Annotated in this window: 24 protein-coding genes; 16 read left to right on the forward strand and 8 right to left on the reverse strand. The window is 58.0% G+C overall.

What is annotated here, in order from left to right; translation table 11 throughout:
* Positions 1-83 precede the first annotated feature (83 nt).
* The 5 genes from LG383_RS12175 to mntR form a co-directional block, all read right to left on the reverse strand.
* Complete coding sequence (locus tag LG383_RS12175) at positions 84-1,607, reverse strand: efflux transporter outer membrane subunit (RefSeq protein WP_225759245.1); 1,524 nt, start codon at positions 1,605-1,607, stop codon at positions 84-86.
* Entirely contained in the window at positions 1,607-3,178 is a 1,572-nt protein-coding gene (locus LG383_RS12180) for a DHA2 family efflux MFS transporter permease subunit (RefSeq protein WP_166181925.1), read from the reverse strand. Before LG383_RS12180 ends, LG383_RS12175 begins: the two co-directional genes overlap by 1 nt.
* Positions 3,175-4,266: an HlyD family secretion protein gene (locus LG383_RS12185; protein ID WP_225759246.1), complete on the reverse strand. Its 1,092-nt coding sequence runs from the start codon at positions 4,264-4,266 to the stop codon at positions 3,175-3,177. The genes LG383_RS12180 and LG383_RS12185 overlap by 4 nt, the downstream gene beginning before the upstream one ends.
* Before the next feature lie 103 nt (positions 4,267-4,369).
* Positions 4,370-5,479, reverse strand: coding sequence for an anion transporter (locus LG383_RS12190; protein WP_225759247.1), 1,110 nt, complete (start codon positions 5,477-5,479; stop codon positions 4,370-4,372).
* Positions 5,476-5,949, reverse strand: a complete 474-nt coding sequence (gene mntR / locus LG383_RS12195) for a manganese-binding transcriptional regulator MntR (protein ID WP_106992458.1) — start codon at positions 5,947-5,949, stop codon at positions 5,476-5,478. The genes LG383_RS12190 and mntR overlap by 4 nt, the downstream gene beginning before the upstream one ends.
* Before the next feature lie 184 nt (positions 5,950-6,133).
* On the opposite strand from mntR, the gene mntS reads away from it, so the two are divergent.
* Both mntS and LG383_RS12205 read left to right on the forward strand, forming a co-directional pair.
* Positions 6,134-6,259: a manganase accumulation protein MntS gene (gene mntS, locus LG383_RS12200; RefSeq protein ID WP_106992457.1), complete on the forward strand. Its 126-nt coding sequence runs from the start codon at positions 6,134-6,136 to the stop codon at positions 6,257-6,259.
* A 279-nt stretch (positions 6,260-6,538) separates the two neighbouring features.
* The gene (locus LG383_RS12205; protein WP_225759248.1) at positions 6,539-8,122 is read left to right on the forward strand and encodes a phosphoethanolamine transferase; all 1,584 of its coding nucleotides are present in this window, start codon (positions 6,539-6,541) and stop codon (positions 8,120-8,122) included.
* A gap of 103 nt (positions 8,123-8,225) precedes the next feature.
* Here LG383_RS12205 and ompX read toward each other — a convergent pair whose 3' ends face one another.
* Positions 8,226-8,744, reverse strand: coding sequence for an outer membrane protein OmpX (ompX, locus tag LG383_RS12210; RefSeq protein ID WP_106992455.1), 519 nt, complete (start codon positions 8,742-8,744; stop codon positions 8,226-8,228).
* 355 nt (positions 8,745-9,099) lie between these two features.
* Here ompX and rhtA point away from each other — a divergent pair, with 355 nt between their 5' ends.
* The 6 genes from rhtA to ybiO all read left to right on the forward strand — a co-directional run bounded on the left by rhtA (position 9,100) and on the right by ybiO (position 15,678).
* Positions 9,100-9,987 carry a threonine/homoserine exporter RhtA gene (rhtA, locus tag LG383_RS12215; protein ID WP_225759249.1) on the forward strand — a complete coding sequence of 296 codons (888 nt, stop codon included), beginning with the start codon at positions 9,100-9,102 and terminating at the stop codon, positions 9,985-9,987.
* A gap of 281 nt (positions 9,988-10,268) precedes the next feature.
* Positions 10,269-10,772 (forward strand): DNA starvation/stationary phase protection protein Dps, encoded by a 504-nt coding sequence (gene dps, locus LG383_RS12220; protein WP_142488788.1) that lies wholly within the window; start codon positions 10,269-10,271, stop codon positions 10,770-10,772.
* A gap of 361 nt (positions 10,773-11,133) precedes the next feature.
* Positions 11,134-11,880 carry a glutamine ABC transporter substrate-binding protein GlnH gene (gene glnH / locus LG383_RS12225; RefSeq protein ID WP_106992452.1) on the forward strand — a complete coding sequence of 249 codons (747 nt, stop codon included), beginning with the start codon at positions 11,134-11,136 and terminating at the stop codon, positions 11,878-11,880.
* Positions 11,881-11,960: 80 nt separating this feature from the next.
* Entirely contained in the window at positions 11,961-12,620 is a 660-nt protein-coding gene (gene glnP, locus LG383_RS12230) for a glutamine ABC transporter permease GlnP (RefSeq protein WP_106992451.1), read from the forward strand.
* A complete protein-coding gene (gene glnQ / locus LG383_RS12235; protein ID WP_106992450.1) occupies positions 12,617-13,339 on the forward strand; it encodes a glutamine ABC transporter ATP-binding protein GlnQ in 723 nt (240 codons plus the stop codon). Before glnP ends, glnQ begins: the two co-directional genes overlap by 4 nt.
* Positions 13,340-13,464: 125 nt before the next feature.
* Positions 13,465-15,678, forward strand: coding sequence for a mechanosensitive channel protein (ybiO, locus tag LG383_RS12240; protein ID WP_106992449.1), 2,214 nt, complete (start codon positions 13,465-13,467; stop codon positions 15,676-15,678).
* An 8-nt stretch (positions 15,679-15,686) separates the two neighbouring features.
* Here the strand turns inward: ybiO and rlmF are convergent, their stop codons facing one another.
* Positions 15,687-16,601, reverse strand: a complete 915-nt coding sequence (rlmF, locus tag LG383_RS12245) for a 23S rRNA (adenine(1618)-N(6))-methyltransferase RlmF (protein ID WP_225759250.1) — start codon at positions 16,599-16,601, stop codon at positions 15,687-15,689.
* Positions 16,602-16,843: 242 nt separating this feature from the next.
* Between rlmF and mcbA the strand changes: the two genes are divergently transcribed.
* The 5 genes from mcbA (at position 16,844) to ybiJ (ending at position 21,267) form a co-directional block, all read left to right on the forward strand.
* Positions 16,844-17,104, forward strand: coding sequence for a DUF1471 family periplasmic protein McbA (gene mcbA, locus LG383_RS12250; protein ID WP_106992447.1), 261 nt, complete (start codon positions 16,844-16,846; stop codon positions 17,102-17,104).
* 273 nt (positions 17,105-17,377) lie between these two features.
* Positions 17,378-19,663 (forward strand): catecholate siderophore receptor Fiu, encoded by a 2,286-nt coding sequence (locus LG383_RS12255; protein WP_225759251.1) that lies wholly within the window; start codon positions 17,378-17,380, stop codon positions 19,661-19,663.
* Positions 19,664-19,704: 41 nt separating this feature from the next.
* Positions 19,705-20,382 carry a PKHD-type hydroxylase YbiX gene (gene ybiX, locus LG383_RS12260; protein WP_106992445.1) on the forward strand — a complete coding sequence of 226 codons (678 nt, stop codon included), beginning with the start codon at positions 19,705-19,707 and terminating at the stop codon, positions 20,380-20,382.
* 72 nt (positions 20,383-20,454) lie between these two features.
* Positions 20,455-20,721 (forward strand): DksA/TraR family C4-type zinc finger protein, encoded by a 267-nt coding sequence (locus LG383_RS12265; protein ID WP_225759252.1) that lies wholly within the window; start codon positions 20,455-20,457, stop codon positions 20,719-20,721.
* A 285-nt stretch (positions 20,722-21,006) separates the two neighbouring features.
* Complete coding sequence (gene ybiJ / locus LG383_RS12270; protein WP_106992443.1) at positions 21,007-21,267, forward strand: DUF1471 family protein YbiJ; 261 nt, start codon at positions 21,007-21,009, stop codon at positions 21,265-21,267.
* 112 nt (positions 21,268-21,379) lie between these two features.
* On the opposite strand, the gene ybiB is transcribed toward ybiJ, so the two are convergent.
* Positions 21,380-22,345 carry a DNA-binding protein YbiB gene (gene ybiB, locus LG383_RS12275; RefSeq protein ID WP_106992442.1) on the reverse strand — a complete coding sequence of 322 codons (966 nt, stop codon included), beginning with the start codon at positions 22,343-22,345 and terminating at the stop codon, positions 21,380-21,382.
* A gap of 278 nt (positions 22,346-22,623) precedes the next feature.
* Here ybiB and LG383_RS12280 point away from each other — a divergent pair, with 278 nt between their 5' ends.
* From LG383_RS12280 to LG383_RS12290, 3 genes are read left to right on the forward strand one after another with little or no spacing between them, the layout of a single operon-like run.
* Positions 22,624-23,160 carry a fimbrial protein gene (locus LG383_RS12280; RefSeq protein ID WP_225759253.1) on the forward strand — a complete coding sequence of 179 codons (537 nt, stop codon included), beginning with the start codon at positions 22,624-22,626 and terminating at the stop codon, positions 23,158-23,160.
* Positions 23,161-23,216: 56 nt separating this feature from the next.
* Positions 23,217-23,891 carry a molecular chaperone gene (locus tag LG383_RS12285; RefSeq protein ID WP_106992440.1) on the forward strand — a complete coding sequence of 225 codons (675 nt, stop codon included), beginning with the start codon at positions 23,217-23,219 and terminating at the stop codon, positions 23,889-23,891.
* Positions 23,892-23,898: 7 nt separating this feature from the next.
* Positions 23,899-26,436: a fimbria/pilus outer membrane usher protein gene (locus tag LG383_RS12290; RefSeq protein WP_225759254.1), complete on the forward strand. Its 2,538-nt coding sequence runs from the start codon at positions 23,899-23,901 to the stop codon at positions 26,434-26,436.

The following is a 26,436-nucleotide window of genomic DNA, read 5'->3' on the forward strand; positions in this document are numbered from 1 at the left end:
TGTTGAGTACCCGATAGTTATACCCGGCTCACGCCGACGGCGAATGTGCGGTTCCTGCCCGTTTCTTGCCCAATCCTCTGAACTTATCCGCGCGGGGCGTCGCCAAAGACGGCGTAGTCCGGCAGCTGGACCTGCTGATACGGCTCCCAGCCCCCGCCGAGGGCTTTATAGAGCGCCACCAGATCCAGCGCGCTCTGTACCCGGGCCTGATCCCGCTGCTGCTGCGCCTGCGCCAGCTGGCGCTGGGCATCCAGCACGTCGATAAAGGTGGCGATCCCCTGGCGATAGCTGCTGCTTGCCAGATCGAAGGCGTTTTGCAGCGCATCGATAGTTTTGTTCAATCCCGCTTCCCGCTTCTGGTCGGTGCGGTAGCTGACCAGCGCGTTTTCCACATCCCCCAGCGCGGTGAGCACCGTTTGACGATACTCCAGCACCGCGGCACCCTGCTGCGCCCGGGCGACCTTCACGCTGGAGACCAGCCGTCCGCCCTGGAAGATGGGGATGGAGACCTGCGGCCCGACGCTGTAGAAGTGGCTGCTCCAGTCGGTGAGCCAGCTGGCTTCGCTGTTACGCAGGCCAAACTGGCCGCTGAGCGAGACGCTGGGGAACAGCTGCGCCACCGACACGCCGATCTGCGCGGTGGCCGCATGCAGGTTCGCCTCGGCTTCACGCACGTCCGGACGTCGCCGCGCAAGCGTGGAGGGAATACCGGTGGGGACAATCTCCGGCAGTGCGGGCAGCGGTTTGCTGGCCTGCAGCTCGCCGTCCAGCGCCCCCGGCGGTTTACCCAGCAGGATCGCCAGGCCGTTCATCGCCTGCCGGGCCTGGGCTTCATACTGCGGAAGCTGCGCCTCAAGGTTGCCGAGCTGGGCGCGGGCGTTCTCCACGTCCATCTGCGGCGACAGGCCGCCGCGCTGGCGGCTGTCGGTCAGCTCCAGGGTCTGCTGCGCGCTCTCAATCTGAGTGTTGAGGGTGGCGATACTGCTCTGGGCGCCGCGCAGCTGGAGCCAGCCGCGGGCGACTTCGGCCTCCAGCGACACCAGGGCGTCGTTACGCTGCTCGATGGCCGCCTGCTGTTGGGCGTCGGCGGCTTCCACCTGACGGCGCACCTTGCCCCACAGATCCAGCTCCCACTGGGCATCAAAGCTGCCCTGGTAAAGGTTAATCGGCTGGGTCAGCGGCCCCAGCGCCCCGCGCAGCTCGGGATCGACATCATCCAGCCGATCGTACACGCCGTGGGATTTCAGCTCCCCTTCCAGCCCCAGCTGCTGCCGGGTGGCCTGCAGGTTGCCGTTCACCGCCGGGAAGAAAGCCCCGCCCGCCTGATTAATCTGCTCCCGCGCGCCGGCGATGCGCAGCACGGTTTGCTGCAGGGAGAGGTTGCCGGCAATGGCGCGTTCAATCAGGCTGTCCAGCTGCGGATCGCCGAGGGTTTTCCACCAGCGCGGATTGATGGCGGTGGATGCGGTTTGCGATTTCGCCCCGCCGTCGCCCGGATCGTTCCAGTGGGTCGGCGTTTGCGGCGCGGGCTGCTGGTAGTCGGGCCCCACGGCACAGCCTGCCAGCAACAGCATTATCATCAGGGGGCTTAAACGTCTGCAAATCATCAGTGTGCTCCTGCACTTCCCTCGCTCTTAACCGGCGAGAGCAACAAACAAAACGGAATCAGTAAGAGAGCCACCACGCTCAGAATGGTGAAGACGTCGATGTAGGCCAGGAATCGCGACTGTTCGATCATCACCTGGTACATGCGCCCGGTGGCGATGCCAGCGGGGTCGCCCACCTGGGTGGTGAAGTTCTGCACCGCCTGCGCCATCTCGCGAAGTGTGTGCTGGAACGGCTCATCGAACGCTGAGGTGTGGGTGGCGAGATGGGCGCTGTGGGCCTGCGAACGCTCGGTAATGGCCGCCGTAGAGAGCGAAATGCCGATCGACCCGGCCACGTTGCGGAACATGGTAAACAGCGCCGCAGCGTCGGCGTTCAGCTGCCGGGGAATCGAGATAAAGGCGATGGTGGTCAGGGGCACAAACAGGAACCCCAGCCCGATCGACTGGGCGCTGCGGAACAGCACCAGGGTCTCGAAGTCGATATCCGGCGTGAGCGTGCGGGACCAGAAGAACGACACCGCCAGACAGGTAAAGCCGAAGGCGATGATCCAGCGCGTCTGCACGATCGGCATCAGTTTCAGCACCAGCGGGATGGTGAGGACGATCAGGATCGCCCCGGGGGAGAGCACCAGCCCGGACCAGGTGGCGGTATAGCCCAGATCCTGCTGGGCCAGCTGCGGGATCACCACTGAACTGCCGTACAGGATCATTGCCATCCCGGCCATCAGCAGGCTGGAGACGGCGAAGTTTTTATCCTTCATGCAGTGCAGATCCACCACCGGCTTTTTGGCATACAGCAGCCAGTAGATGGCGCCGATAATGCCAACCAGGGTCAGCACCGCGAAGGTGCGGGTAAAGTTCGAGTTAAACCAGTCTTCGTCCTCGCCCCGGTCGAGCATCACCTGCAGGCAGCCGAGACCCAGCGCGATCAGGCCAATCCCGGTCCAGTCGATAGGGATCTTCTCTTTCGATTTACTCTCCCAGGGTGGATCTTCCAGCAGCTGGTAGATCGCCAGCACCGTCACAATCCCCACCGGAATGTTAATAAAGAACACCCAGCGCCAGGAGTAGTTATCGGTGATCCAGCCCCCGAGCGTCGGCCCCAGCACCGGGGCGACGATGATGGCGATGGACGACAGGCCAAAAGCCTTGCCGCGATCTTCCGGCTTAAAGTAGTCGAGCAGCACCGACTGCTGAGTGGGCTGCAGGCCGCCGCCGAAGAAGCCCTGCATGATACGGAACAGGATGATCTGCCACAGCTCGGTGGCGATCCCACACAGGAAGGAGCAGACGGTAAACATCACGATGCAGATCAGGAAGAACTGCTTGCGGCCAAAGACCCGGCTCAGAAAGGCCGAGATGGGCAGCACGATGCCGTTGGCCACCAGATAGCTGGTGAGCACCCAGGTGGATTCGTCGTAGCTGGCAGAGAGCGAGCCCGCCACGTGGGGCAGCGCCACGTTGACGATGGTGGTGTCGAGGATCTCCATAAACACCGCAAGGGTGACGACAATCGCCACCGCCCACGGGTTGCTGGCGGGCCGCCAGTTTTCATGGCTGTGCTCACTCATTCCACGGTTACCTTGGGTTCAACCGAGAGGCCGAGCGGCAGCGGCTGGTTCGGATCCAGACCTTTATCGATAACGATTTTTACCGGCACGCGCTGGACGATCTTCACGAAGTTGCCGGTGGCGTTCTCCGACGGGAAGGCGGCAAAGCGCGAGCCACTCCCCTGCTGGATGGAGTCGATATGCCCTTCCAGCTCCAGATCCGGCCAGGCGTCGACGCTCAGCGTGACCTTATTACCGGGACGCATCCGCTCCAGCTGCGACTCTTTAAAGTTGGCGACCACCCAGATATCGGTTGAGACCAGCGAAAAGAGCGCGGTGCCGGCCTGCACCAGAGTGCCGGTCTGGACGTTGCGTTTCGTTATGTAGCCATCAAAGGGGGCGCGGACCTCGGTGTAAGAGAGGTTGAGCTCTGCGGTCTCCAGCTGGGCGCGGGCCTGCTCCACCTGACGCTCCCGGGCTTCGACGTTGGTCTCCTGCTGGCGAATTTGCAGCTGCACCTGCGAGGCCACCTCAAGTTGCGCTTTAGCGCTGGCAAGCTGGGCCTGGGCGCTGCGCAACTGGGCGTTGGCCGCATCGATGCTCTGCTGCGTGGTGGCGCGGGGATCGACGCCGCGCTGGCGGCGATACTCCGCCTGGGCATTGGCGAGATCCGCCTGGGCTTTGATCACCTGAGCGTTGGCTTCATCGCGCTGGGCCGGGTATTGCACCTTCGAGAGCGCCAGCTGCGCCTGGGCCTGATGCAGCTGGGCCTCAGCCAGGCCAAGCTGGGCTTTGGCCTGGTCGCGCTGGGCGCTGGTGTCCCGGGGATCGATGGTTACCAGCAGATCGCCCTTTTTCACCCGCTGGTTATCGCGCACCCGCAGCTCGGTGACATAGCCTGCGGTTTTGGGGGCAATGGTCACAGCGTCACCTTCGGTAAAGGCGTCGTCGGTGGTCTCCTGGTTACGGGTCATAAACCACCATACCAGCGCCACAATGACCATTACGATCACCACAACACCCAGAATGATCAGCGGCTTTTTGCCGGGGCGTTTACGTTGAGTCTCTTTATTATCGGTGTTTTCAGAGGGTTGGTTTTCTTCCGCCATAGAACAGCATCCGTCCTGTTAGTGAACGGCATCACAATTTATGCCGCTCACTAAAGTTAGGACGTTGCTATACATTTGCCAGGAAAACCTTACAAATAGGGCACTATTTGAGAAGGAATAATCCGAATCCGATCAGCCCGGCCCAGGCCAGCATCGGCAGGGACCACAGGTGGAAGCGCCACCAGATCCGGCGATCGTTGGCCATCCGCAGGGCGATGAGGTTAGCCAGCGACCCCGGCAGCAGGCCAAAGCCGCCAACATTCACCGCCCACGCCAGCAGTGCGGTTGGCGGGACATAGTTAAGCAGCAGGATGGTGGAAGGCACATTGCTGATCACCTGGGACAGGCCGATAGCGGTCAGCCATAGCTGGCCCTGGGACAGATGGGTCACATTTTGCAGCACCCCCTGCAAGGCCGGAACCTGAATCAGGAGATGGACGTCGATAAACATCGCCATAAAGACCAGCAGCAGCGTCCAGTCGACGCTTATCAACACCCGGCGAGCCAGCAGCAGAAAACCTCCCGCCACCAGCAGCACGCCCCACAGCTCCTGTTTGAGATCGAGGGCCACGACAAACATCAGATAAAGCGCCAGACAGCTCCACGCCAGCCGCGGTTTCGACTGGGCCGCCGCGCTGCCGCTGTGATAGTGCAGCGGTTTTGCCGGGAAGGCGAACCAGCCCAGGGCTATCAGGGTCAGCACCATCACCAGCGCCAGGGGGGCCATCTGCCAGGTGAAGGCGGCAAACGACAGCCCGGAGCGTCCCCACAGCAGGATGTTCTGCGGGTTGCCAATCGGGGTAAGCAGCGACCCGGCGTTGACCGCCAGCGCCTCAAAGATGATCAGCCGGTTGACCGGGATTTCGCACAGCTTGCGCAGGGTAAGAGTGAGCGGCACCACGATAAACAGCGCCACATCGTTGGTCAGGAAGGTCGACAGCAGCGCCGCGGAGAAGACCATAAAGAGCGCTAACCGTCGCTCAGTGGCGAAACGGCGCACCAGCTTACGCCCCAGTACGTCAAAAAACCCGCTCTGCTCAACCCCTTTGGTCAGCATCATCAGCCCGGCGAGGGTAATAATGGTGTGCCAGTCAATGGCGGCAGGCCAGCGCTCAGGAGCGAAGGGCACCAGAAAGCTAAGTCCGACCCCGATAATCAATAACAGATGAAAGAAGCGATCCCGGGCCAGCGCCCGCAAGCCTGGCAGGGTCATTCTGCGGAGGATCCATATTTCAGCGTAAAGGCCTGGAACTGTTGCAGCGTCTCTTCGCTGACGTGATGTTCCATCCCTTCAGCGTCACGGCGGGCGATATCAGGGCTGACGCCCAGCACCAGCAGGAAGTTTTCGACAATCTGATGGCGCTCGCGGCTAGCCTGCGCCAGCTTCTCCCCTTCCGGGGTAAGAAACACGCCGCGCCAGGGGATCATTTCGATCAGGCCAACCGTTGCCAGACGCTTGAGCATTTTGGCCACCGTCGGCTGAGAGACGCCAAGGCGCGCGGCCATATCCACCTGACGGGCCTCCCCCACTTCGCGGATCAGATCTGAGATCAGCTCGACATAATCATCGATCAGCTCGCGGCGATGCGCTTCCCGAACCTGGCGAAATCCTTCGACATGCTCTTCGACATTGACCAGTTGCGTCATTTTTTTTGTTGTTGGATTACCTGCACGGCGGTTCATTGTGCTTCCTCAAGCGGGGGACACATCAAGCGTATCAATAGATAAGCGGCCATTGTAAACCATCACTACACAACCACAAAAAATTAACGATATAGCCATAGCCATATAACATAGCCTGTGCTATATCTGTATGTAATGCAGTCACCCTTCACGGATCGAAGGGATCAACCCGCAGGAGGTCACGATGAACGAATTCAAGAGGTGTATACGCGTGTTCAGCCACTCTCCCTTTAAAGTACGCTTAATGCTGCTGAATATGATTTGCGACATCATTAACGGCAAACCACAGCAGAACAAACCTTCGAACTAAGCGGCGTCGCGGTACGCCGCTTCATTTTTGTGTCATTTATCCCCTCTATACTGTTCGTCTCCACGTTATGCCCGGACCTTTTTTGCGGAAATGTAATCCCCTTCGCAAAACACCCCCTTTATAACTGTTGACCTTAACGGCCACTGGCTCTATCTTCTTGCAGCCCTGCACTATTTGCGGCTCGCAGATGCGGACCTCCTCTCCCCTTCTACGCATTCTCAGGCAGGTTTTGACCCTTGACGCCAGGGTGAGCACATGGCGTTTTCACGATAGTGACCTATGAATTTAACCCTGAAAGAAACGCTCATCACCCGCAGCCGGGCCTTAAGCCCGTGGACCGGATTCTACTTTTTACAGTCGCTGCTGATTAACTTTGCCTTTGGCTACCCCTTTAGCCTGCTGTATGCCGTTGCCTTTACCTGTGTGCTGCATCTGCTCTGGCTGAGCGCGCCACGGGTACAAAAAGGGCTGATCGGGATCTGCTCCCTGGTGGCGGCGATGTATTTCCCCTTTGGCCAGGCCTACGGCGCGCCAAACTTCAATACCCTGCTGGCGATGCACTCCACCAACATGGAGGAGTCGACGGAGATCCTCACCATCTTCCCGTGGTACAGCTACGTCGTCGGCCTGTTTATCTTTGCGCTCGGCGTTATCGCCGTGCGCCGTAAGCCGCAGCCTAAAAAGGCCTGGAGCAAAATCGACGGCCTGTGTCTGGTGTTCAGCCTGGTGGCCTTTTTTGTCGCCCCGGTGCAAAACCTGGCCTGGGGCGGCGTCTTCAAGCTGAAAGATACGGGCTATCCGGTGTTTCGCTTTGTCAAAGATGTGGTGGTGAATAACCAGGAAGTGGTTGAGGAGCAGGCCCGGATGGCCGCGCTGTCGCAGATGAAGGACACCTGGAACGTGCTGGCGGTGAAACCCAAGTACCATATCTATATGGTGGTGATCGGTGAAAGCGCCCGTCGTGACGCGCTGGGCGCTTTCGGTGGACACTGGAACAACACCCCGTTCGCCAGCAAGGTCAACGGCACGCTGTTTACCGACTACGTTGCCGCCAGTGGTTCAACGCAGAAGTCGCTCGGGCTGACGCTCAACCGGGTGGTGGATAACAAGCCGCAGTATCAGGATAACTTTGTCACCCTGGCCAACCGCGCTGGTTTCCAGAGCTGGTGGTTCTCCAACCAGGGGCAGATCGGTGAATACGATACGGCTATCGCCAGCATCGCTAAACGTGCTGACGAGGTGCAGTTCCTGAAAAGCGGTGATTTCGAGGCGGATAAAAACACCCGGGATGAGGCGTTGCTGAAAATGACCGAACAGGTCTTCAGCACCCAGCGCACCCAGCCGCAGCTGATCGTCCTGCACCTGATGGGCTCCCACCCGCAGGCCTGTGATCGCACCCAGGGGAAATATACTGATTTTGTACAGTCGAAAGAGACCTCGTGTTATCTCTACACCATGACCCAGACCGACGACCTGCTCAGCAAGCTTTATACCCAGCTGCAAAACACCGGGGAGAGTTTCTCGATGGTCTATTTTTCCGATCACGGGCTGGCGTTTAAAGAGCGCGGGAAAGAGGTGCAGTACCTGGCCCACGACGACAACTTCCAGCAGAACTTCCAGGTACCGTTTATGGTGCTGTCGAGCGATGATAAAGCCCATCGCATCGTCAAGGCGCGCCGTTCGGCGAATGATTTTTTAAGCTTCTTCTCGCAGTGGACGGGGATTAAGGCGAAAGAGATCGTCAATAAGTACCGCTTTATGACCAACGACAAGGCGCCGCCGGTGTATGTGACCAACTTTAAGTTGCAGAAAGTGGATTACAACCATCTGGGGACGGATCTGTTTGAGACGAAAAGCCGGTAACGATTGTGCGGCCTGATGCCCTCACCCTGGCCCTCTCCCACAGGGAGAGGGAGAAAACAAAAAACCCGCCGAAGCGGGTTTTTTTACTGGCTCACCGAAGTGATTAGAAGCGGTAACCTACGCCTGCAATCCAGGTGCCAACGTCAACGTTACGGATGCGGCTCTGCTCATAAGAGAAGTCCAGCGCAACGTTTTCGATTGGGTTGAACTGCATACCAGCGCCATAGGAGAAACCGTAGTCGCTGTTAGTTGCAGTGCGGTTGAAGCCCTGGTTTTCAGTCTGCTGGAATTTACCGTAGCCAACACCCACAACACCGTAGATGCTTGCCCAGTCGTTCAGACGCAGAGCTGGACCAGCAGTGATGCCGTAGTACTGAGCTTTGTTGTAAGCGCCGTCTTCGGAACGGTCTTTCTCAGTGTAGGTGAAGGAACCGATAGCACCCAGCGGGTTGTTGTCCTGCTCGTAGCGATATTTCAGGTTGAAACCGTTGGTTTTATTCATCACGCCCTGCATATCGCTCTGAGCGTAACCGCCAGTCACGGTAGAGGTCGCTGCTACAGCGGAACCTGCGGAAACAGCCAGAACAGCTGCCAGTGCTGAAAGACATGCAATTTTTTTCATAACCACCTCAAATGTGCTTCAAGTAAATCCGTAAGTTTTAAATATATCAAAAAATCTTGTGAAACTCTTTGTGCTTCGTGATGTCTAACGCGGCTTTTCATGTAACTAAACATTTCCAACCACAGCTATCTTGTTCAAAAAACACTGAATTTGTGTTGCGATGAGCTAAGAATGCGCGTCAGTCACAATACATTCATCCAGACAATTCCTAATCTGTTACAGAAATCACCCGGCGCTATGAGGCCATTTTACGGATTTACGGCGACTTTTTTTCAACAAAGTCTCAACCGCACGGCGTTATTTCCTTTACACTCCCCCTCTTTACTTCCTTTGACAGAAACTGACAGGAGAAAGGATGCCTGGGTTGTCTCGCAGGGCGCCGGTCTGGTTGCCCATAGTAGTCATTCTCATCGCCATGCTCTCTATTCAGAGCGGTGCCTCGCTGGCAAAATCGCTCTTCCCGATAGTGGGTGCCCCTGGCGTGACGGCGCTGCGTATTGCTCTTGGTACCCTGATCCTGGTGGTGATCTTTAAACCCTGGCGGCTGCGTTTTCAAAAGGAGCAGCGCCTGCCCCTGCTGTTGTACGGGCTGTCGCTGGGGGCGATGAACTATCTCTTCTACCTGTCGATTCAGACGGTGCCGCTGGGGATCGCCGTGGCGCTGGAGTTTACCGGCCCGCTGGCGGTGGCCCTGTTCTCCTCCCGTCGTCCGGTGGATTTCGTCTGGGTAGTGCTGGCGGTGCTGGGGCTGTGGTTTCTGTTGCCGCTGGGGCAGGACGTCTCGCACGTTGACCTGACCGGTGCAGCGCTGGCGCTGGGAGCGGGGGCCTGCTGGGCGGTCTATATCCTCACCGGGCAGCGTGCCGGGGAAGAGCACGGCCCGGCCACCGTGGCGCTGGGCTCGTTGATTGCCGCTATCGTCTTTGTGCCACTGGGGATGGCCCAGGCTACCGAGTCTATCTGGCAGTGGTCGATCCTGCCGGTGGGCCTGGCGGTGGCGGTGCTCTCAACTGCCCTCCCCTACTCGCTGGAGATGATTGCCCTGACGCGCCTGCCGACCCGCATCTTCGGCACCCTGATGAGCATGGAGCCCGCGCTGGCGGCGATCTCCGGGATGGTGTTCCTCGGCGAATCCCTGACCTTTATCCAGACCCTGGCGCTGTGCTCGATCATTGCCGCCTCGATGGGGTCGACGCTCACCCTGCGCCGGGAGAGCAAAGTCGAAGAGGTGGATATCCGCTAGCCACCATTATTTTGCCGGGAAGCGGCTTCCCGGCAAAATATTCCCATTCGCATTTGGTGTCATTATTTTGAAATATCGCCTTATCCCTTCGCCAGGCCAGTGAAAAATAAGATAAATTTACCCCTCAATATAAATACCACTGTATTTTCAATAAGTTAACTATCACAATCCGCCTTTCACTATTAAACCAATAGGCAGTACCCAATCGCGCCTTCTATAGCCGGTGCTATACTTGATTTCGGAAATTACTTTGGACGCCAACATCAAGAGGAAATGAGATTATGCCTACCGCTAAACTGGTAAAAACAAAAGCACCTAATCTGCTGTATACCCGTAACGATGTCTCTGACAGCGATAAGAAAGCGACGATTGAGTTGCTGAATCGCCAGGTGATCCAGTTCATTGACCTGTCGCTGATTACCAAACAGGCCCACTGGAATATGCGCGGCGCAAACTTTATTGCTGTACACGAGATGCTGGACGGCTTCCGTACTGCACTGACTACTCATCTGGATACCATGGCTGAACGTGCCGTGCAGCTGGGCGGCGTGGCGCTGGGCACCACTCAGGTGATCAACAGCAAAACAGCGCTGAAAAGCTACCCGCTGGATATCCACAGCGTGCAGGACCACCTGAAAGAGCTGGCGGATCGTTACGCTGTCGTGGCAAACGACGTGCGTAAAGCGATTGGTGAAGCAAAAGACGAAGATACCGCTGACATCCTGACCGCCGCTTCCCGCGACCTGGATCAGTTCCTGTGGTTCATCGAGTCTAACATCGAGTAATCCATAGCATTTTGCTATCACACCCTCGCCTTCGGCGGGGGTTTTGCACTTTTATAGTGCATTCATTTCCCCTCTCTCGCCGCAAACGTAAAGCATTTGTAATAATCACTTCACACAATCGTTAACGAAAGATTGTTTTCTCATCGATATTTGCGCTTAATAGCATAACCGTTAGTGATGGCGTTTCTCTGCACCAAAACAGTGCTTCGTTATGGTGCAATCTGCCGTCATTGCTACACCTTTTGTGCAATGAAATGCGTGCTGGCCTTTTAAAAACAACCTCTTGTAAAGTTGGCACGATTTTTTCATAGAGCCGTTCGTTCTCGCAGGGGATCGCCCCGTGGATATAAAAGGAAATGCTATGAAGTCTGTATTAAAAGTTTCACTGGCTGCACTTACCCTGGCTTTTGCGGTTTCTTCTCAGGCCGCTGATAAAAAACTGATTGTTGCCACCGACACCGCCTTCGTACCGTTTGAATTTAAACAGGGCGATCAGTACGTTGGTTTTGACGTGGATCTGTGGGCGGCCATCGCGAAAGAACTGAAACTGGATTACACCCTGAAGCCAATGGACTTCAGCGGCATCGTTCCGGCACTGCAAACTAAAAACGTTGACCTGGCGCTGGCCGGTATCACCATCACTGACGCACGTAAAAAAGCGATCGACTTCTCTGACGGCTACTACAAAAGCGGCCTGCTGGTGATGGTGAAAGCGGACAACAACGACGTAAAAAGCGCGAAAGATCTCGACGGTAAAGTGGTCGCGGTGAAGAGCGGCACCGGCTCTGTTGATTACGCCAAAGCCAACATCAAAACCAAAGACCTGCGTCAGTTCCCGAACATCGACAACGCCTACATGGAACTCGGCACCAACCGTGCTGACGCCGTGCTGCACGACACGCCAAACATCCTGTACTTCATCAAAACCGCAGGTAACGGCAAGTTCAAAGCGGTAGGTGATTCCCTGGAAGCACAGGAATACGGTATCGCCTTCCCGAAAGGCTCCGACGACCTGCGTACTAAGGTGAACGGCGCGCTGAAAACCCTGCGCGACAACGGCACCTACAACGAAATTTACAAAAAATGGTTCGGAACTGAGCCAAAATAATAATCAGGTTCTGAGCAGTTATTATCCTGGGGGCGAACTTCGCCCCCTGTTGTTTTCACCACGGTATACAGGAACACATCATGGAGTTTGACTGGAGCGCCATCTGGCCTGCCATTCCTCTGTTGCTTGAAGGCGCCAAAATGACCCTGTGGATTTCGGTCCTCGGTCTGGTTGGCGGGTTGATTATCGGCCTCGTTGCCGGTTTTGCCCGCACCTACGGCGGCTGGATAGCCAACCACGTAGCGCTGGTTTTCATCGAAGTGATTCGCGGCACGCCGATTGTGGTGCAGGTGATGTTTATCTACTTCGCCCTGCCGATGGCCTTTACCGATCTGCGCATTGACCCGTTCAGCGCGGCGGTGGTCACTATTATGATCAACTCCGGTGCTTACATCGCTGAGATCACCCGCGGTGCGGTGCTGTCGATCCACAAGGGCTTTAGCGAGGCCGGTCTGGCGCTGGGTCTCTCCCGTCGCGAAACCATCCGCCACGTGATCCTGCCCCTGGCGCTGCGTCGCATGCTGCCGCCGCTGGGCAACCAGTGGATCATCAGCATTAAAGATACCTCGCTGTTTATTGTTATCGGTGTGGCTGAACTGACCCGTCAGGGCCAGGAGATCATTGCCGGTAACTTCCGCGCCCTGGAGATCTGGAGCGCCGTTGCGGTGGTCTATCTGATTATTACCCTGGCACTGAGCTTCGTGCTGCGTCGTCTTGAAAGAAGGATGAAAATCCTGTGATTGAATTTAAAAACGTTTCCAAGCATTTTGGCCAGACCCAGGTGCTGCACAATATCGATCTGCAGATCCAGACCGGCGAAGTGGTGGTGATTATCGGGCCATCCGGCTCCGGTAAATCGACCCTGCTGCGCTGCATCAACAAGCTGGAAGAGATCACCAGCGGCGATCTGATTGTCGATGGCCTGAAGGTCAACGATCCGAAAGTGGACGAGCGCCTGATCCGTCAGGAAGCCGGGATGGTGTTCCAGCAGTTCTACCTCTTCCCGCACCTGACGGCGCTGGAGAACGTGATGTTCGGCCCGCTGCGCGTGCGCGGGGCCAACAAAGCGGCGGCGGAGCGGCTTGCAAAAGAGCTGCTGGCAAAAGTTGGGCTGGCGGAGCGCGGGCATCACTACCCGTCTGAGCTCTCCGGGGGCCAACAGCAGCGTGTGGCGATTGCCCGTGCGCTGGCGGTAAAACCGAAAATGATGCTGTTTGATGAGCCGACCTCGGCCCTCGACCCGGAACTGCGCCATGAAGTGCTGAAGGTTATGCAGGACCTGGCGGAAGAAGGAATGACGATGGTGATCGTGACCCACGAAATCGGTTTTGCCGAGAAAGTGGCTTCGCGTCTGATCTTTATCGATAAAGGCCGTATTGCCGAAGATGGCAATCCGCAGGCACTGATTGAGAACCCACCGAGCCAGCGTTTGCAGGAGTTCCTCCAGCACGTTTCGTAATGTCTCGCCGGGCGGCGCTAACGCTTGCCCGGCCTGTTATTCCCCCGGAATCTTCCCAAAAAACCCCCGCTTCCGTTCGCCTTCTATACTTATCACTTTGCACAATATTGTCACCGGAGGACGCTGTGCCCTGGATCCTGCTGCTTCTGATAAGCCTGTTTTGCCTGCCTGCTCAGGCGGTCAGCCTGCCGGGCATTCCCGCTGCTGCTGCCAGTGAAGCAACAACCCCGCCTGCCGAGCCGGACGTAGAGCAGAAGAAAGCCGCCTATTCCGCGCTGGCCGACGTGCTGGAAAATGACGCCTCACGCCAGGAGCTGATCACCCAGCTGCGCAGCGTGGCCGCCACGCCGCCGCAGGAGCCGGTGCCCAAAATCACGCCGCCGGAGATCGAAGAAGAGAAGACCGTGCTGGAGAACGTGACCGATATCAGCCGTCATTACGGCGATGCGCTCTCCTCCCGTTTCGCCCAGCTCTACCGCAACCTGATTGGCTCTCCGCATAAAGCCTTTAACCCGCAGACTTTCGTCGTTGCCGCACGGCAGTTTTTGCTCCTCGCCGGGTTAGTCTTTGCCTTTTACTGGCTGGTGAGGCTCTGCGCCTGGCCGCTGTACCGCAAGATGGGCAGCTGGGGACGCAGAAAGAACCGGGAAACCAGCAGCTGGATCCACCTGCCGCTGACCATCGCCAGCGCCTTTATTATCGACCTGCTGCTGCTGGCGCTGACCCTGTTTGTCGGCCAGATCCTCAGCGAATATCTTAATACCGGCAACCCCACCATCGCCTTCCAGCAGACGCTGTTCCTCAACGCCTTCGCGCTGATTGAGTTCTTCAAAGCGATCCTGCGACTGATATTTTGCCCGCGGGTGCCGGATCTACGTCCCTTTGGGATTAGCGATCGCGCCGCCCACTACTGGTCGCTCCGGCTGAGCATTCTGAGCAGCATGATCGGCTATGGCCTGCTGGTGGCGGTGCCTATTATCTCCAATCAGGTTAACGTCCAGATTGGCGCCCTGGCCAACGTGCTGATTATGCTGTGCATCACCGTCTGGGCGCTGTACCTGATTTTTCACAACAAACGTGCCATTACCGAGGGATTGCTCCACCTTGCCGACCGCTCCCTCGCCTTCTTCAGCCTGTTTATTCGCGCCTTTGCGCTGGTGTGGCACTGGCTGGCGAGCGCTTACTTTATCGTGCTGTGCTTCTTCTCCCTGTTCGATCCGGGAAATAGCCTGAAGTTTATGATGGGTGCCACCTTCCGCAGCCTGGCCATCGTCGGTATCGCCGCCTTTGTGTCGGGGCTGCTGTCGCGCTGGCTGGCGAAAACCATCACCCTGTCGCCGCACGTGCAGCGCAACTACCCGGAGCTACAGAAGCGGCTCAACGGCTGGATCTCCATGTCGCTGAAGGTGGCCCGGTTCCTGACGGTCAGTGTCGCCATCATGCTGCTGCTCAGCGCCTGGGGGCTGTTCGACTTCTGGAACTGGCTGCACAACGGCGCCGGTGAAAAGACGGTGGATATTCTGATCCGCATCGCGCTGATCCTGTTCTTCTCCGCCATCGGCTGGACGATCCTGGCAAGCCTGATCGAGAACCGACTGGCGTCGGATATTCATGGTCGCCCGCTGCCCAGCGCTCGCGCCCGCACGCTGTTAACCCTGTTCCGTAACGCGCTGGCGGTGGTGATCAGCACCATCACCATCATGATTGTGCTGTCGGAGATCGGGGTGAATATCGCCCCGCTGCTGGCGGGTGCAGGGGCACTGGGACTGGCGATCTCCTTCGGCTCACAGACGCTGGTGAAGGACATCATTACCGGGATCTTCATTCAGTTTGAAAATGGGATGAACACCGGGGATCTGGTGACTATCGGGCCGCTGACTGGCACCGTAGAGCGGATGTCGATTCGTTCCGTGGGGGTGCGCCAGGACACCGGCGCATACCATATTATTCCGTGGTCTTCGATCACCACCTTCGCCAACTTTGTCCGCGGCATCGGTTCGGTAGTCGCGAATTACGATGTGGACAGGCATGAAGATGCTGAGAAAGCCCAAGCCGCATTGAAAGCGGCGGTGGATGAGTTGCTGGAGAGAGAGGATATTCGCGGTTTGATTATCGGCGAGCCATCGTTTGCCGGGATTGTCGGGCTGACCAGCACCGCCTTTACGCTGCGCGTCTCCTTCACCACCCAGCCGCTGAAGCAATGGACGGTGCGTTTCGCCCTCGACAGCATGGTGAAAAAACATTTCGATCTGGCAGAAGTGCGGATGCCGGTGCAGATGTATCAGCTGCTGCCGTCGCCGGGCCCGGCACCCTCTTCGCCTCAGGAGCCAACGCTGTAAAAAACCCGTTAACGCTGGCGGCGTTTGTCGTTATCCATAAAGGTCCAGGCGATAAAGCGGCTCTGCTTTTGACCCTGGGCCATCTCTTTTTTCACCACCTTCACCGCGCCGACGTCCGTCAGGGCGCGATACAGCGGCGGCAGGTTTTCGCTGCGCGAGACCAGAGTAGTAAACCACTTCACCTGACGGGCAAACTGGGCGCTCTCGGCAATCATCTTCTTGATAAAGGCCACTTCACCCCCTTCGCACCACAGCTCCTGGTGCTGGCCGCCAAAGTTCAGCGCGGCATCGGCCGCCTGGCCGAGGTTGCGGCGCTTACGCTCGCTGCCCGCCCGGGCGGTTTCCGCCGAATCGTGGAACGGCGGGTTGCACAGGGTGGCATCGTACTGTTCGTTTTTATGGATCACCCCGGCAAAAATGGCGGAAGCCTCTTTCTGGCGGCGCAGACGAATGGCGCGGGCCATACCGGGGTTGCCGTTAATGATGGCGGTGGCGTTGGCAAACGCCTGCGGGTCCACTTCGCTGCCGGTGAAGCGCCAGCCATATTCATGCACGCCAATCAGGGGGTAGATCAGGTTGGAGCCGGTTCCGATGTCGAGGATTGTCGCCTGGGCAGGTACCGCGCCGTTATTCCCTTCCGCCAGCAGATCGGCAAGATGGTGAATGTAGTCAGCACGTCCCGGTACCGGCGGACAGAGGTAGCCGTCCGGAATATCCCACTGCGCCACACCGTAGAAATGCATCAACAGTGCTTTGTTCAGCGTCTTCACCGCCTGCGGATCGGCAAAGTTCACCGTCGGCTCGCCCGTCGGGGTTTGGGTGATAAATTCGCGCAGTGCCGGACAGCTCTCGCATAAGGCATTCATATCGTAACGGCTGCGGTGGCGGTTGCGTGGGTGCAACCCCGGCTTCTCGGGTGTCATGGCGTTCTCCTGTAAACAGCGGCGTAAGATACCCCTTGCGGGCGCAACGGTAAATATTTCTCTGCGCCGCAGAAGAAACCACTATAAATCAGCCACCTGTATGTAGTTGATTTGTCATTAAATTGTCAAAATATGTTGTTCAAAAAATAAGCAGATCATCATCAATTTTTTGCACTAAATCACACTCTGACCCGTTCTACACTTAGTGTGCATCACCCCGTTGTCAATCAGAGGAAGTGATTATGAAAAAATACCTGGTAATGCTCGCTGCCGCTTCACTGGCAGGCGCGTCGTTTGCTGCATGGTCGATTGAATCACTCAGCAGCAGCGATACCGGCCAACTCAGGCCAGCCGGAACGGTGCAGGCTTCGGGCGCACGTAACCTCGACGACCTGCAGGATAAACTGGCTGAAAAAGCGCGTGAACAAGGTGCCAAAGGCTATATTGTTAACTCTGCCAGCGGCGACAACACCATGTTTGGTACTGCCACCATCTACAAATAGTCCCCCGCTCTGCACTACCTACTGCATCCTCTGGGGTGCAGTTCGTTTTTTGCCCAAAATCCACTTTGTGAAGTTTTTTAGCAGAGAATGTAAATTTACGTATTTCATTTTGTTTACGAGAGTGATAAAAAGTCACGCCAAATGATAATGTTTATCACAATTATTATCATTTGTAGGTTCATTACGGATATTCACGTGGCACAGGAAAAGGCACAGACCTGCCTGACACCGTAATGGAAACTCGATTCTAAAAATTATAAGTCGCTAAACAATATGGATAAAAATCGCAACGTTCCGAACAGCTTCAGCTCGCTGACCTTTTTTGCGGGGCTGTGTATCGGTCTCTCCCCGGTAGCGAGTGCGCTTGCTGCGGATAATAACGAGAACAAAACTGACGACACCCTGGTGGTGGAAGCGGCCCAGCCTTCGCTCTATGCGCCGCAAAAGTCTGCCGACGCGAAGTTCAGCCGCCCGGTAGCCGATACCACCCGCACCATGACCGTGATTTCCGAGCAGGTGCTGAAGGATCAGGGCACCACCAACCTGACCGACGCCCTGAAAAACGTCCCGGGCGTGGGGGCCTTCTTTGCCGGTGAAAACGGCAACTCCACCACCGGCGACGCGGTGTACATGCGCGGCGTGGACACCTCAAACAGCATCTACGTGGACGGGATCCGCGACATCAGCACCACCACGCGCGACACCTTCAATACCGAACAGGTCGAAGTGATTAAAGGCCCCTCCGGCAGCGACTACGGACGTAGCGCCCCCAGCGGCTCGATCAATATGATCAGCAAGCAGCCGCGTCTGGACTCAGGCATTGATGCCTCCGCCAGCATCGGCAGCGCGTACCTGCGTCGCGGGACGATCGACATTAACCAGGTGATGGGTGATACCTCAGCGTTTCGTCTGAACCTGATGGGGGAAAAGACCCACGACGAAGGGCGCGATAACGTCAAAAACGAACGCTACGGCGTGGCCCCTTCCCTCGCCTTTGGCCTGGGAACGGAGAACCGTCTGTATCTGAACTACCTGCACGTGACCCAGCACAACACCCCGGATGGTGGCATCCCGACCATCGGGCTGCCGGGCTACTCTGCGCCATCGGCGGGCACCGCGGCGCTGAACCACTCCGGCAAGGTGGACACCAGCAACTTCTACGGCACCGATTCCGATTACGACGATTCCACCTCCGACACCGCCACGATGCGCTTTGAGCATGACTTCAACGACAACACCACCCTGCGTAACACCACGCGCTGGTCGCGGGTGAAGCAGGATTATCTGATGACCGCGGTGATGGGCGGAGCCAGCAACATCACTCAGCCAAATCGTAACGATGTGGATACCTGGACCTGGTCGCGTAACGCCAACACCAAAGATGTCAGCAATAAGATCCTGACCAACCAGACCAACCTGACAACGAAGTTCTATACCGGCAGCGTCGGGCACGATATCAGCACCGGGGTGGAGTTCACCCGCGAAACCCAGACCAATTACGGCGTGGATGCCATCACTCCACCGCCGGTGAATATCTATCACCCGAGCAGCAGTGTCAGCCTGGGCGGCCTGAACAACAGCGGGGCCAACGCCAACGGCCGGACCGACACCTTTGGCCTGTACGCCTTCGATACGCTGCAAATCACCCGTGATTTTGAGCTGAACGGCGGCATTCGTCTCGACACCTACCATACCGAGTATGACAGCGCCAGCATCTGCGGCGGCACGGGTCGCGGGGCGGTTGCCTGCCCGGCCGGCACGCCAAAAGGTTCCCCGGTCACTACCGTGGATACCGCCACCTCGGGCAACCTGGTCAACTGGAAAGCCGGTGCGCTCTATCATCTGACTGAGCACGGCAACGTCTACGTCAACTACGCTATTTCCCAGCAACCGCCGGGTGGGAATAACTTTGCCCTGGCCCAGGGCGGCACCGGCAGCAGCGCCAACCGCACCGACTTTAAACCGCAGAAGGCCAAGACCAGCGAGCTGGGCACCAAGTGGGAAGTGCTGGATAAACGTCTCCTGCTGACCGCGGCGATCTTCCGCACCGACATCGAAAACGAAGTCGAGCAGAATGATGACGGAACTTACTCGCAGTACGGTAAAAAACGTATTGAAGGTTATGAACTCTCTGCCGCGGGCAACATCACCCCGGCCTGGCAGGTGATCGGCGGTTATACCCAGCAGCGTGCCAGCGTGCGCACCGGCAATGACGTGGCCCAGGATGGCACCTCTTCCCTGCCGTATACCCCGGAACATGCCTTCACCCTGTGGAGCCAGTACCAGGCCACGGATGCGATCTCCGTGGGTGCCGGTGGGCGCTATATCGGCAGCATGCACCGTGGCTCTGACGGTGCGGTCGGTACCCCGTCCTTCACCGAAGGCTACTGGGTGGCAGATGCCAAACTGGGCTATCGCGTCAACCGCAACCTCGACATGCAGCTCAACGTCTACAACCTGTTTGATGAAGACTATGTCGCCTCCATCAACAAGAGTGGCTACCGTTACCATCCGGGCGAGCCGCGCACCTTTATGCTGACGGCGAACATGCACTTCTGATCCCGCGTGGGGCTTCGGCCCCACCCTCCGGAGAACTTTTTATGATGTATCACATTCCGGGCGTGCTGAACCCCGATGAGGTGGCGCAGTTTCGCGCTCAGCTGGATCAGGCCCCGTGGATCGACGGCCGCGCTACCGTGGGCAACCAGGGGGCGCAGGTCAAAAACAACCAGCAGGTCGACACTCAAAGCCCGCTCTACGCCACCCTGCAGGCGGCAGTGTTGCAGGCGGTGAATCAGCACGCGCTCTTTTTTGCCGCCGCCCTGCCGCGCCAGATCTCCAGCCCGCTGTTTAACCGCTATCAGCAGCAGGAGACCTACGGCTTTCACGTTGACGGGGCGGTGCGCAGTCACCCGCAGAGCGGCTGGATGCGGACCGATCTCTCCGCCACCCTCTTTTTAAGCGAGCCCGACAGCTACGAGGGCGGGGAGCTGGTGGTGAACGACACCTACGGCCAGCACAGCGTCAAGCTTCCGGCGGGGGATCTGGTGCTCTACCCCTCCAGCAGCCTGCATTGCGTGACTCCGGTAACCGCAGGGGTGCGGGTGGCTTCCTTTATGTGGATCCAGTCGATGATCCGCGACGATAAAAAGCGCGCCATGCTGTTCGACCTGGACCGCAACATCCAGGCCCTGCGCACCCGTCACGGTGAAAGCGATGAAGTGCTTTCCCTGCTCAACCTCTACCATAACCTGCTGCGTGAATGGTCTGAAATCTAGCCCTGCGCCTTGATTGTGCGTTTTTTCACCCCATAGTTACTGTACAGCGCAATATCCTGTCAGGAGGGGTGTATGGCTTCCGGTTGGGCGAATGATGACGCCGTTAACGAGCAGATCAACAGTACCATTGAAGATGCGGTGGCGCGGGCGCGGGGTGAAATTCCGCAGGGCGAGAGCCTGGGAAACTGCGAGGAGTGCGGGGAGCCGATCCCCGAGGCGCGGCGCAAAGCGGTGCCTGGCGTCCGGCTGTGTATCGCCTGCCAACAGGAGAAAGATTCACATAATGCGTCGCACGCAGGATATAATCGCAGAGGTTCGAAAGACAGCCAGTTGCGATGACTGGCCTGGCGGCAGCATCGCCACGCAAGCGGTTTCTTTTTTGTGCACGAATTTTCACCGCAGGTTTCGCAAAACGTGCCCTCACCGGCGCGTCTGTAAAGCGTATCGGCAAGAAACGTAAATCCATTCACTGAATTTATTAATATTCAATAACTTATTTGTCATTCAAATTTTTCGAACGATCTCGTCAATTCTCTTCGATTTTATCTCTCGCAAAAAAGCGTGATACTTATCACATCGACGGAACAACGTCCCCTTAACAGAATAACCTGCGAGATACGAACCATGAAAACCATCAAATATGCTGTTGCTGCTGTTGCTCTGACTACCCTCTCTTTCGGTGCTTTCGCTGCGGAATCTTTGACCGCTGCCCAGGCAAACAGCATGAACAAAATCGGTGTGGTGAGTGCTGAAGGCGCGACCACGCTGGACGGTCTGGAAGCTCGCCTGGCGGCGAAAGCTGAAGAGGCTGGCGCGACCGGTTACACCATTACCTCCGCTAACACCAATAACAAACTGAGCGGTACTGCGGTTATCTACAAATAACCTGACCCTTATCTCTGCCCCGCTCGCCAGTTCGCTGGCGGGCTGCTCCAACCCTCATTGACCCTGTTGTTATTTTTTTGGCCCGTCCATCGCTGGACGGGCTTTTTTTTATCTAAAAACTCTGATTAACCCGCGCCAGCCCGGCGTCGACCGTCTCAACCTGACCGGTCGCCAGCAGGCAGCAGGCCATCTGCAGCTTCAGAGAGTGCGGTACCGCTTCGCGTCCGGCGAGGCAGCTCTCAATCCAGCGGGCGGTGGTTTCCGGATCTTTGGCCTGCGGCAGGGAGACGTCGCTGTTCTCTTCCCCACGCTCCAGCACCACCCGGGTACCCGCCGTCGGATCGATCAGGGTTTGCTGCGGACAGCGCTGCGGGTTGGCATAGACCTCGCCTTCGGTACCGTGCATCAACAGCCCCCGACCACCGATATCGGCAAAAAAGGTCGCCACCCGGGTGACATATTCCGGGTGCGAAACGCTGGAGAGCCGCAGGGCAGCATCCTCTGCAAAGGGGGTTGCCAGCTTGGCCAGGGTATGGGCGCTGTTACGCACCCCCATCCGCCAGCGCATCGCCAGCTGTTTCTCCAGCGGCGGGCACAGGGTGCCGATCGGAATATAGACCGGATGATGGCCGTCGAGCTTCGCCTGGGCCTGACCGCCGTGGCGGGTCGGCTCGATGCCCAGCAGGGTGAAAATGGTTTCGGTCAGCACGCGGGAGGGGTCCTCACTCACGCCGTGCACCACCACCGGGAAACCCAGCTTTTGCAGCAGTATCGCCAGCAGCGGAGTCAGGTTGGCCTGCTTGCGCGCGCCGTTATAGCTCGGGATCACCACCGGCATCGGCTTCGCCACCGGCGGCGTCAGGCGCAGGGTTTGGGCCTGCATCGCCTCATAGAAGCCGCGCATTTCGGCTTCGCCTTCACCCTTAATACGCAGCGCAATCAGAATGCCGCCCATCTCCAGCTCCGGCACTTCGCCGTTAAGCATCGCGGTATAGAGCGCCCGGGCGGTCTCCTGATCCAGGTCGCGCGCGTGGTTTTTCCCCCGCCCGACCTCTTTGATAATTTTGCGATAATCCACGTTGTTTCTCCTTGTGACATCTTATTAACACTATAGCGTTGATAAGGTGCCCCCGGACAGACATTTCTCTTATCGCTGCCGGGCGGCGATAACACCATCCCCTTGTAAATAAAGCAAAAATAAAAATTCAACTGTTAATGAAATCACTATTGACCCGGTCAATAGTTATCCATCAACGATTTATTCCGTAAATTAGCCCGGGATAAAAGTCGCCCCGCTTTTTTCATCAATTAATCACAACGGATGTTATTAACACCGGAATTCACTCAGGAATTATTATGCGTAAAATTGTCTCCGGCACCTTTATTGCCACTGCATTGTGTTGTTCTGTTTCTGCCTGGGCTGCGAACAGCGGCGAGGGGCAAGTTAATTTCACCGGCGAAATCATCGACTCCGCCTGCCAGGTGGTGAATGGCGTCAGCAGCCCGCTGGATGTCTCGCTGGGCAAAGTCTCGCAAACGGCCTTTACCGGTTCAGGCTCCACCACCTCGACCACCCGTTTTGATATCCAGCTGAAAGACTGCCCGGAAACCATCACCAGCGCGGCGATCACCTTTGGTGGCTCCGCGGACGGTACCAACGCCAACGTACTGGCCGTCACCCCGGGTACCGGTGCGGCGACCGGTGTTGGTATTCAGCTGCTGGATAAAACAGAAAATCCACTGAGCCTGTACAGCGCCTCCACCAGCTATACGCTGCAGTCCGGCACCACCACTAACGACCTGGTATTTGGCGCACGCTATATCCAGACCGGCAGCACCATCACCGCCGGCCCGGCTAACGCCGTCTCCACCTTTACCGTCATGTACAACTAATCCTGCGACGCCTGGCCGCAGGGCCAGGCAGCGTCAGCTTTATTCAGAGCCTCGCCATGCGTAAATCTATTTTCATCGCCTCCCTGTTAGTCATGACCACCGCCGCTCACGCCGGGGTGATTATCGAAGGGACCCGTTTAATTTATCAGGGAGATAAAAAAGAAGCGTCGTTGGGGCTCTCCAACCCGGATAACCTCGACTACCTGGTGCAGTCCTGGGTAGAGAGCGCCGACAATGCGCGGGATAACGCGCCGTTTCTCATTACCCCGCCGCTGTTTCGCCTCGACGGCAAACAGGACAACATCCTGCGCGTGGTGCGAACCGGGGGCAATCTGCCGACCGATCGCGAATCGCTCTACTGGCTGAATATCAAATCCATTCCGTCAACCAACCACGACGAGAGCAATAACACCCTGCAAATCGCCATTAAGACGCGGATCAAACTGATCTATCGCCCGACGGGAATTAGCGGCAAACCGGATGAGGTGGCGGAGAAATTACGCTGGCATAAACAGGGCAATACCCTGGTGGTGAGCAACCCGACGCCGTTTTATATGAACTTCCAGGCGATCACCGTCGGCGGTAAAAAAGTCAGCAATGTGACCTGGGTGGCACCCGACAGCGACGCGCACTTTGCCGTCCCGGGCGGCATCACCGGGAGCACGGTTTCCTGGAAAATCATTAACGACTATGGTGCGGTGAGCCACGCCTGGTCTGCGCCATTGCAATAAGTCCACCATGGCCTGGGACTACTCCACCAAAGCGCCGCGTAAAACCGCGCGTAGCCTGCTGATTGCGCTGGGCTGCGCGGCGCTGAGCTTTTGCGTCCAGCAGGTGCTGGCGGAGGATTATTTCAATCCGGCGCTGCTGGACATCGACACCCCCGGCCAGGGCAAAACCGACCTCTCGGTGTATGAGAAGGGTCCGGGCATCGCGCCGGGGAGTTATCAGGTGGATGTCTATGTGAATAACAACAAAGTGGCCAACCGAAAGATCGCCTTTGGCCTGCAACAGTCGGCCACCGGCCCGGCCACCCTGCAACCTTGTCTGTCAGTAGACACCCTCAAGAGTCTGGGTATCCAGAGCGATAAATTCAGCGTCACAAAGAATGACGACTGTGTCGATCTCTCTGGGTTACCTGCCGCCAGCGCCACCTTCCGTCCGGGCCAGCAGCAGCTGCTGCTGAGTATCCCCCAGGCGGCCATCACCCCGGTTCCCCACGGGTACGTGGCGCCGGAAGAGATGGACAACGGCATCAACGCCTTCCTGCTGAACTACAGCTACTCCGCCGGGGACAGCCGCAGCCGGGGTGAAGAGGGTGGCCACCAGCGCAATGAGTACCTGAACCTGCGCCCGGGGCTGAACCTCGGGGCCTGGCGCCTGCGCAACTACTCCACCTGGAGCCAGACTCAGGACGATCGCACCACCCAGCGCGAGTTCTCCTCGGTCTACAGCTACGCCCAGCGCAATATTCTGTCGCTGGGCAGCGTCGTCACCCTCGGACAAAGCACCACTCCCTCCGACGTGTTTGATGGCCTGTCATTTACCGGGGCGCAGATCGCCTCCGACGACGACATGCTGCCGGACAGCCTGAAAGGCTTTGCCCCGCGCATTCGCGGCGTGGCGCACAGTAACGCCCAGGTGGTGGTGCGCCAGAACGGCTACGTGATCTATCAGAACTACGTCGCCCCCGGCGCGTTCGAGATCAACGATCTCTACCCTACCGGCGGCAGCGGCGATCTGAACGTCACCGTCAAAGAGACCGACGGCAGCGAGCAGCACTTCGTGGTGCCTTACGCCTCGGTACCGGTGTTGCAGCGTGAAGGCCGGTTCAAATACAGCCTGACCGGCGGGCGCTACCGCAGCTATGACCACAGCGTGGAGCAGACCCCGTTCCTGCAGGGCACCGGGATCTACGGCCTGCCCTGGGATATCACCACTTACGGCGGGATCCAGACCAGCCAGTATTACGATGCCCTGGCGCTCGGCAGCGGGAAAAACATCGGCGACTGGGGAGCGTTTTCGGTGGATATGACCGCGGCGAAATCACAGATGCAGGGGCAAAAAACCACCCGGGGCCGCGCCTGGCGGGTGCGCTACAGCAAAGATTTCGCCACCACCGGCACCCACTTTACGGTGGCCGGGTATCGCTACAACAGCGCCGGATTTAACACCATGGGGGATGTGTTTGACTCCCACACCCATGACGACTGGACGCCCGCCGACAGGCGGCGCAACCGTCAGGAGGCGACTCTCGATCAGTCCCTGGGCGATTCCCTGGGGTCGATGACCTTAAGCCTGGTGAAGGAGAATTACTGGCACAGCGACCAGAGCATGACCTCGCTGAGCCTCGGCTATAACGGCAGCTGGCACGGCATCAGCTACGGCATCAACTATGGCCTGAGCAAAAACACCCAGGATGAGGATGAGGATAACCAGCGGGAGAACGAGCAGACCTTCGGCTTTAACGTCTCCGTTCCGCTGGATCGCTGGCTGAGCAACACCTGGGTCAATTACACCCTTAACAACAGCAAGCATGACACCAGCCAGAGCGTCGGCCTGAACGGCACCGCCCTGGCAGACAATAACCTCAGTTGGGGGGTGCAGCAGGGCCACAGCCAGGCTTCCGGCTACAGCACCAATCTGAACAGCGATTACAAAGCCACTTACGGCGAAATGACGGCGGGCTATTCCCAGGATAACCAGCAGCGCCAGCTCAACCTCGGGGTGCAGGGCAGCATGATTGTTCATGCCCACGGCGTCACCTTCGGCCTGCCAATGGGGGATACCGTTGCCCTGGTGGAGGCACCGGGAGCCAGCGGGACCGGGATCGACAACCAGACCGGGGTCAAAACCGACTCTCGCGGCTACGCCATCGTGCCTTACGTCACGCCGTACCATCACAACACCGTGGCGCTGAATACCGAGAGCCTGCCGGCGGGGGCCGACGTCGGCCAGGCGGCCAAAGTGATCACCCCAACCCGGGGGGCGATTGTGCGAACCCACTTTGATACCCGCGTCGGCAGCCGGGTACTGCTGACCCTTACCCGCGCCGACGGTCGTCCGGTGCCCTTTGGCGCCACGGCGGCCCCGGCCCATGACAGCGGTGAGTTTATCGTTGGCGATGGCGGCCAGGTCTACCTGACCGGGATGCACGCCCGGGGCAGCGTCAACGTCAGCTGGGGCAAAGGCGCAGGTGCGCACTGCTCCGCCCACTATCAACTGCCGTCCCGATCCGCTGACCCGGTGATTAGCGTCACCGCCCAGTGCTCCTGA

Origin of the sequence: Leclercia sp. Marseille-Q4284 (assembly GCF_916618945.1) — a bacterium.
GTDB lineage: Bacteria > Pseudomonadota > Gammaproteobacteria > Enterobacterales > Enterobacteriaceae > Enterobacter > Enterobacter tamurae.

Bases quoted from the DNA above. Each gene is read 5' to 3' on its own strand.
- LG383_RS12175 (WP_225759245.1), bottom strand. From the start codon at position 1,607: ATGATTTGCAGACGTTTAAGCCCCCTGATGATAATGCTGTTGCTGGCA.
- LG383_RS12180 (WP_166181925.1), bottom strand. From the start codon at position 3,178: ATGAGTGAGCACAGCCATGAAAACTGGCGGCCCGCCAGCAACCCGTGG.
- LG383_RS12185 (WP_225759246.1), bottom strand. From the start codon at position 4,266: ATGGCGGAAGAAAACCAACCCTCTGAAAACACCGATAATAAAGAGACT.
- LG383_RS12190 (WP_225759247.1), bottom strand. From the start codon at position 5,479: ATGACCCTGCCAGGCTTGCGGGCGCTGGCCCGGGATCGCTTCTTTCAT.
- mntR (WP_106992458.1), bottom strand. From the start codon at position 5,949: ATGAACCGCCGTGCAGGTAATCCAACAACAAAAAAAATGACGCAACTG.
- mntS (WP_106992457.1), top strand. From the start codon at position 6,134: ATGAACGAATTCAAGAGGTGTATACGCGTGTTCAGCCACTCTCCCTTT.
- LG383_RS12205 (WP_225759248.1), top strand. From the start codon at position 6,539: ATGAATTTAACCCTGAAAGAAACGCTCATCACCCGCAGCCGGGCCTTA.
- ompX (WP_106992455.1), bottom strand. From the start codon at position 8,744: ATGAAAAAAATTGCATGTCTTTCAGCACTGGCAGCTGTTCTGGCTGTT.
- rhtA (WP_225759249.1), top strand. From the start codon at position 9,100: ATGCCTGGGTTGTCTCGCAGGGCGCCGGTCTGGTTGCCCATAGTAGTC.
- dps (WP_142488788.1), top strand. From the start codon at position 10,269: ATGCCTACCGCTAAACTGGTAAAAACAAAAGCACCTAATCTGCTGTAT.
- glnH (WP_106992452.1), top strand. From the start codon at position 11,134: ATGAAGTCTGTATTAAAAGTTTCACTGGCTGCACTTACCCTGGCTTTT.
- glnP (WP_106992451.1), top strand. From the start codon at position 11,961: ATGGAGTTTGACTGGAGCGCCATCTGGCCTGCCATTCCTCTGTTGCTT.
- rlmF (WP_225759250.1), bottom strand. From the start codon at position 16,601: ATGACACCCGAGAAGCCGGGGTTGCACCCACGCAACCGCCACCGCAGC.
- mcbA (WP_106992447.1), top strand. From the start codon at position 16,844: ATGAAAAAATACCTGGTAATGCTCGCTGCCGCTTCACTGGCAGGCGCG.
- LG383_RS12255 (WP_225759251.1), top strand. From the start codon at position 17,378: ATGGATAAAAATCGCAACGTTCCGAACAGCTTCAGCTCGCTGACCTTT.
- ybiX (WP_106992445.1), top strand. From the start codon at position 19,705: ATGATGTATCACATTCCGGGCGTGCTGAACCCCGATGAGGTGGCGCAG.
- LG383_RS12265 (WP_225759252.1), top strand. From the start codon at position 20,455: ATGGCTTCCGGTTGGGCGAATGATGACGCCGTTAACGAGCAGATCAAC.
- ybiJ (WP_106992443.1), top strand. From the start codon at position 21,007: ATGAAAACCATCAAATATGCTGTTGCTGCTGTTGCTCTGACTACCCTC.
- LG383_RS12280 (WP_225759253.1), top strand. From the start codon at position 22,624: ATGCGTAAAATTGTCTCCGGCACCTTTATTGCCACTGCATTGTGTTGT.
- LG383_RS12285 (WP_106992440.1), top strand. From the start codon at position 23,217: ATGCGTAAATCTATTTTCATCGCCTCCCTGTTAGTCATGACCACCGCC.
- LG383_RS12290 (WP_225759254.1), top strand. From the start codon at position 23,899: ATGGCCTGGGACTACTCCACCAAAGCGCCGCGTAAAACCGCGCGTAGC.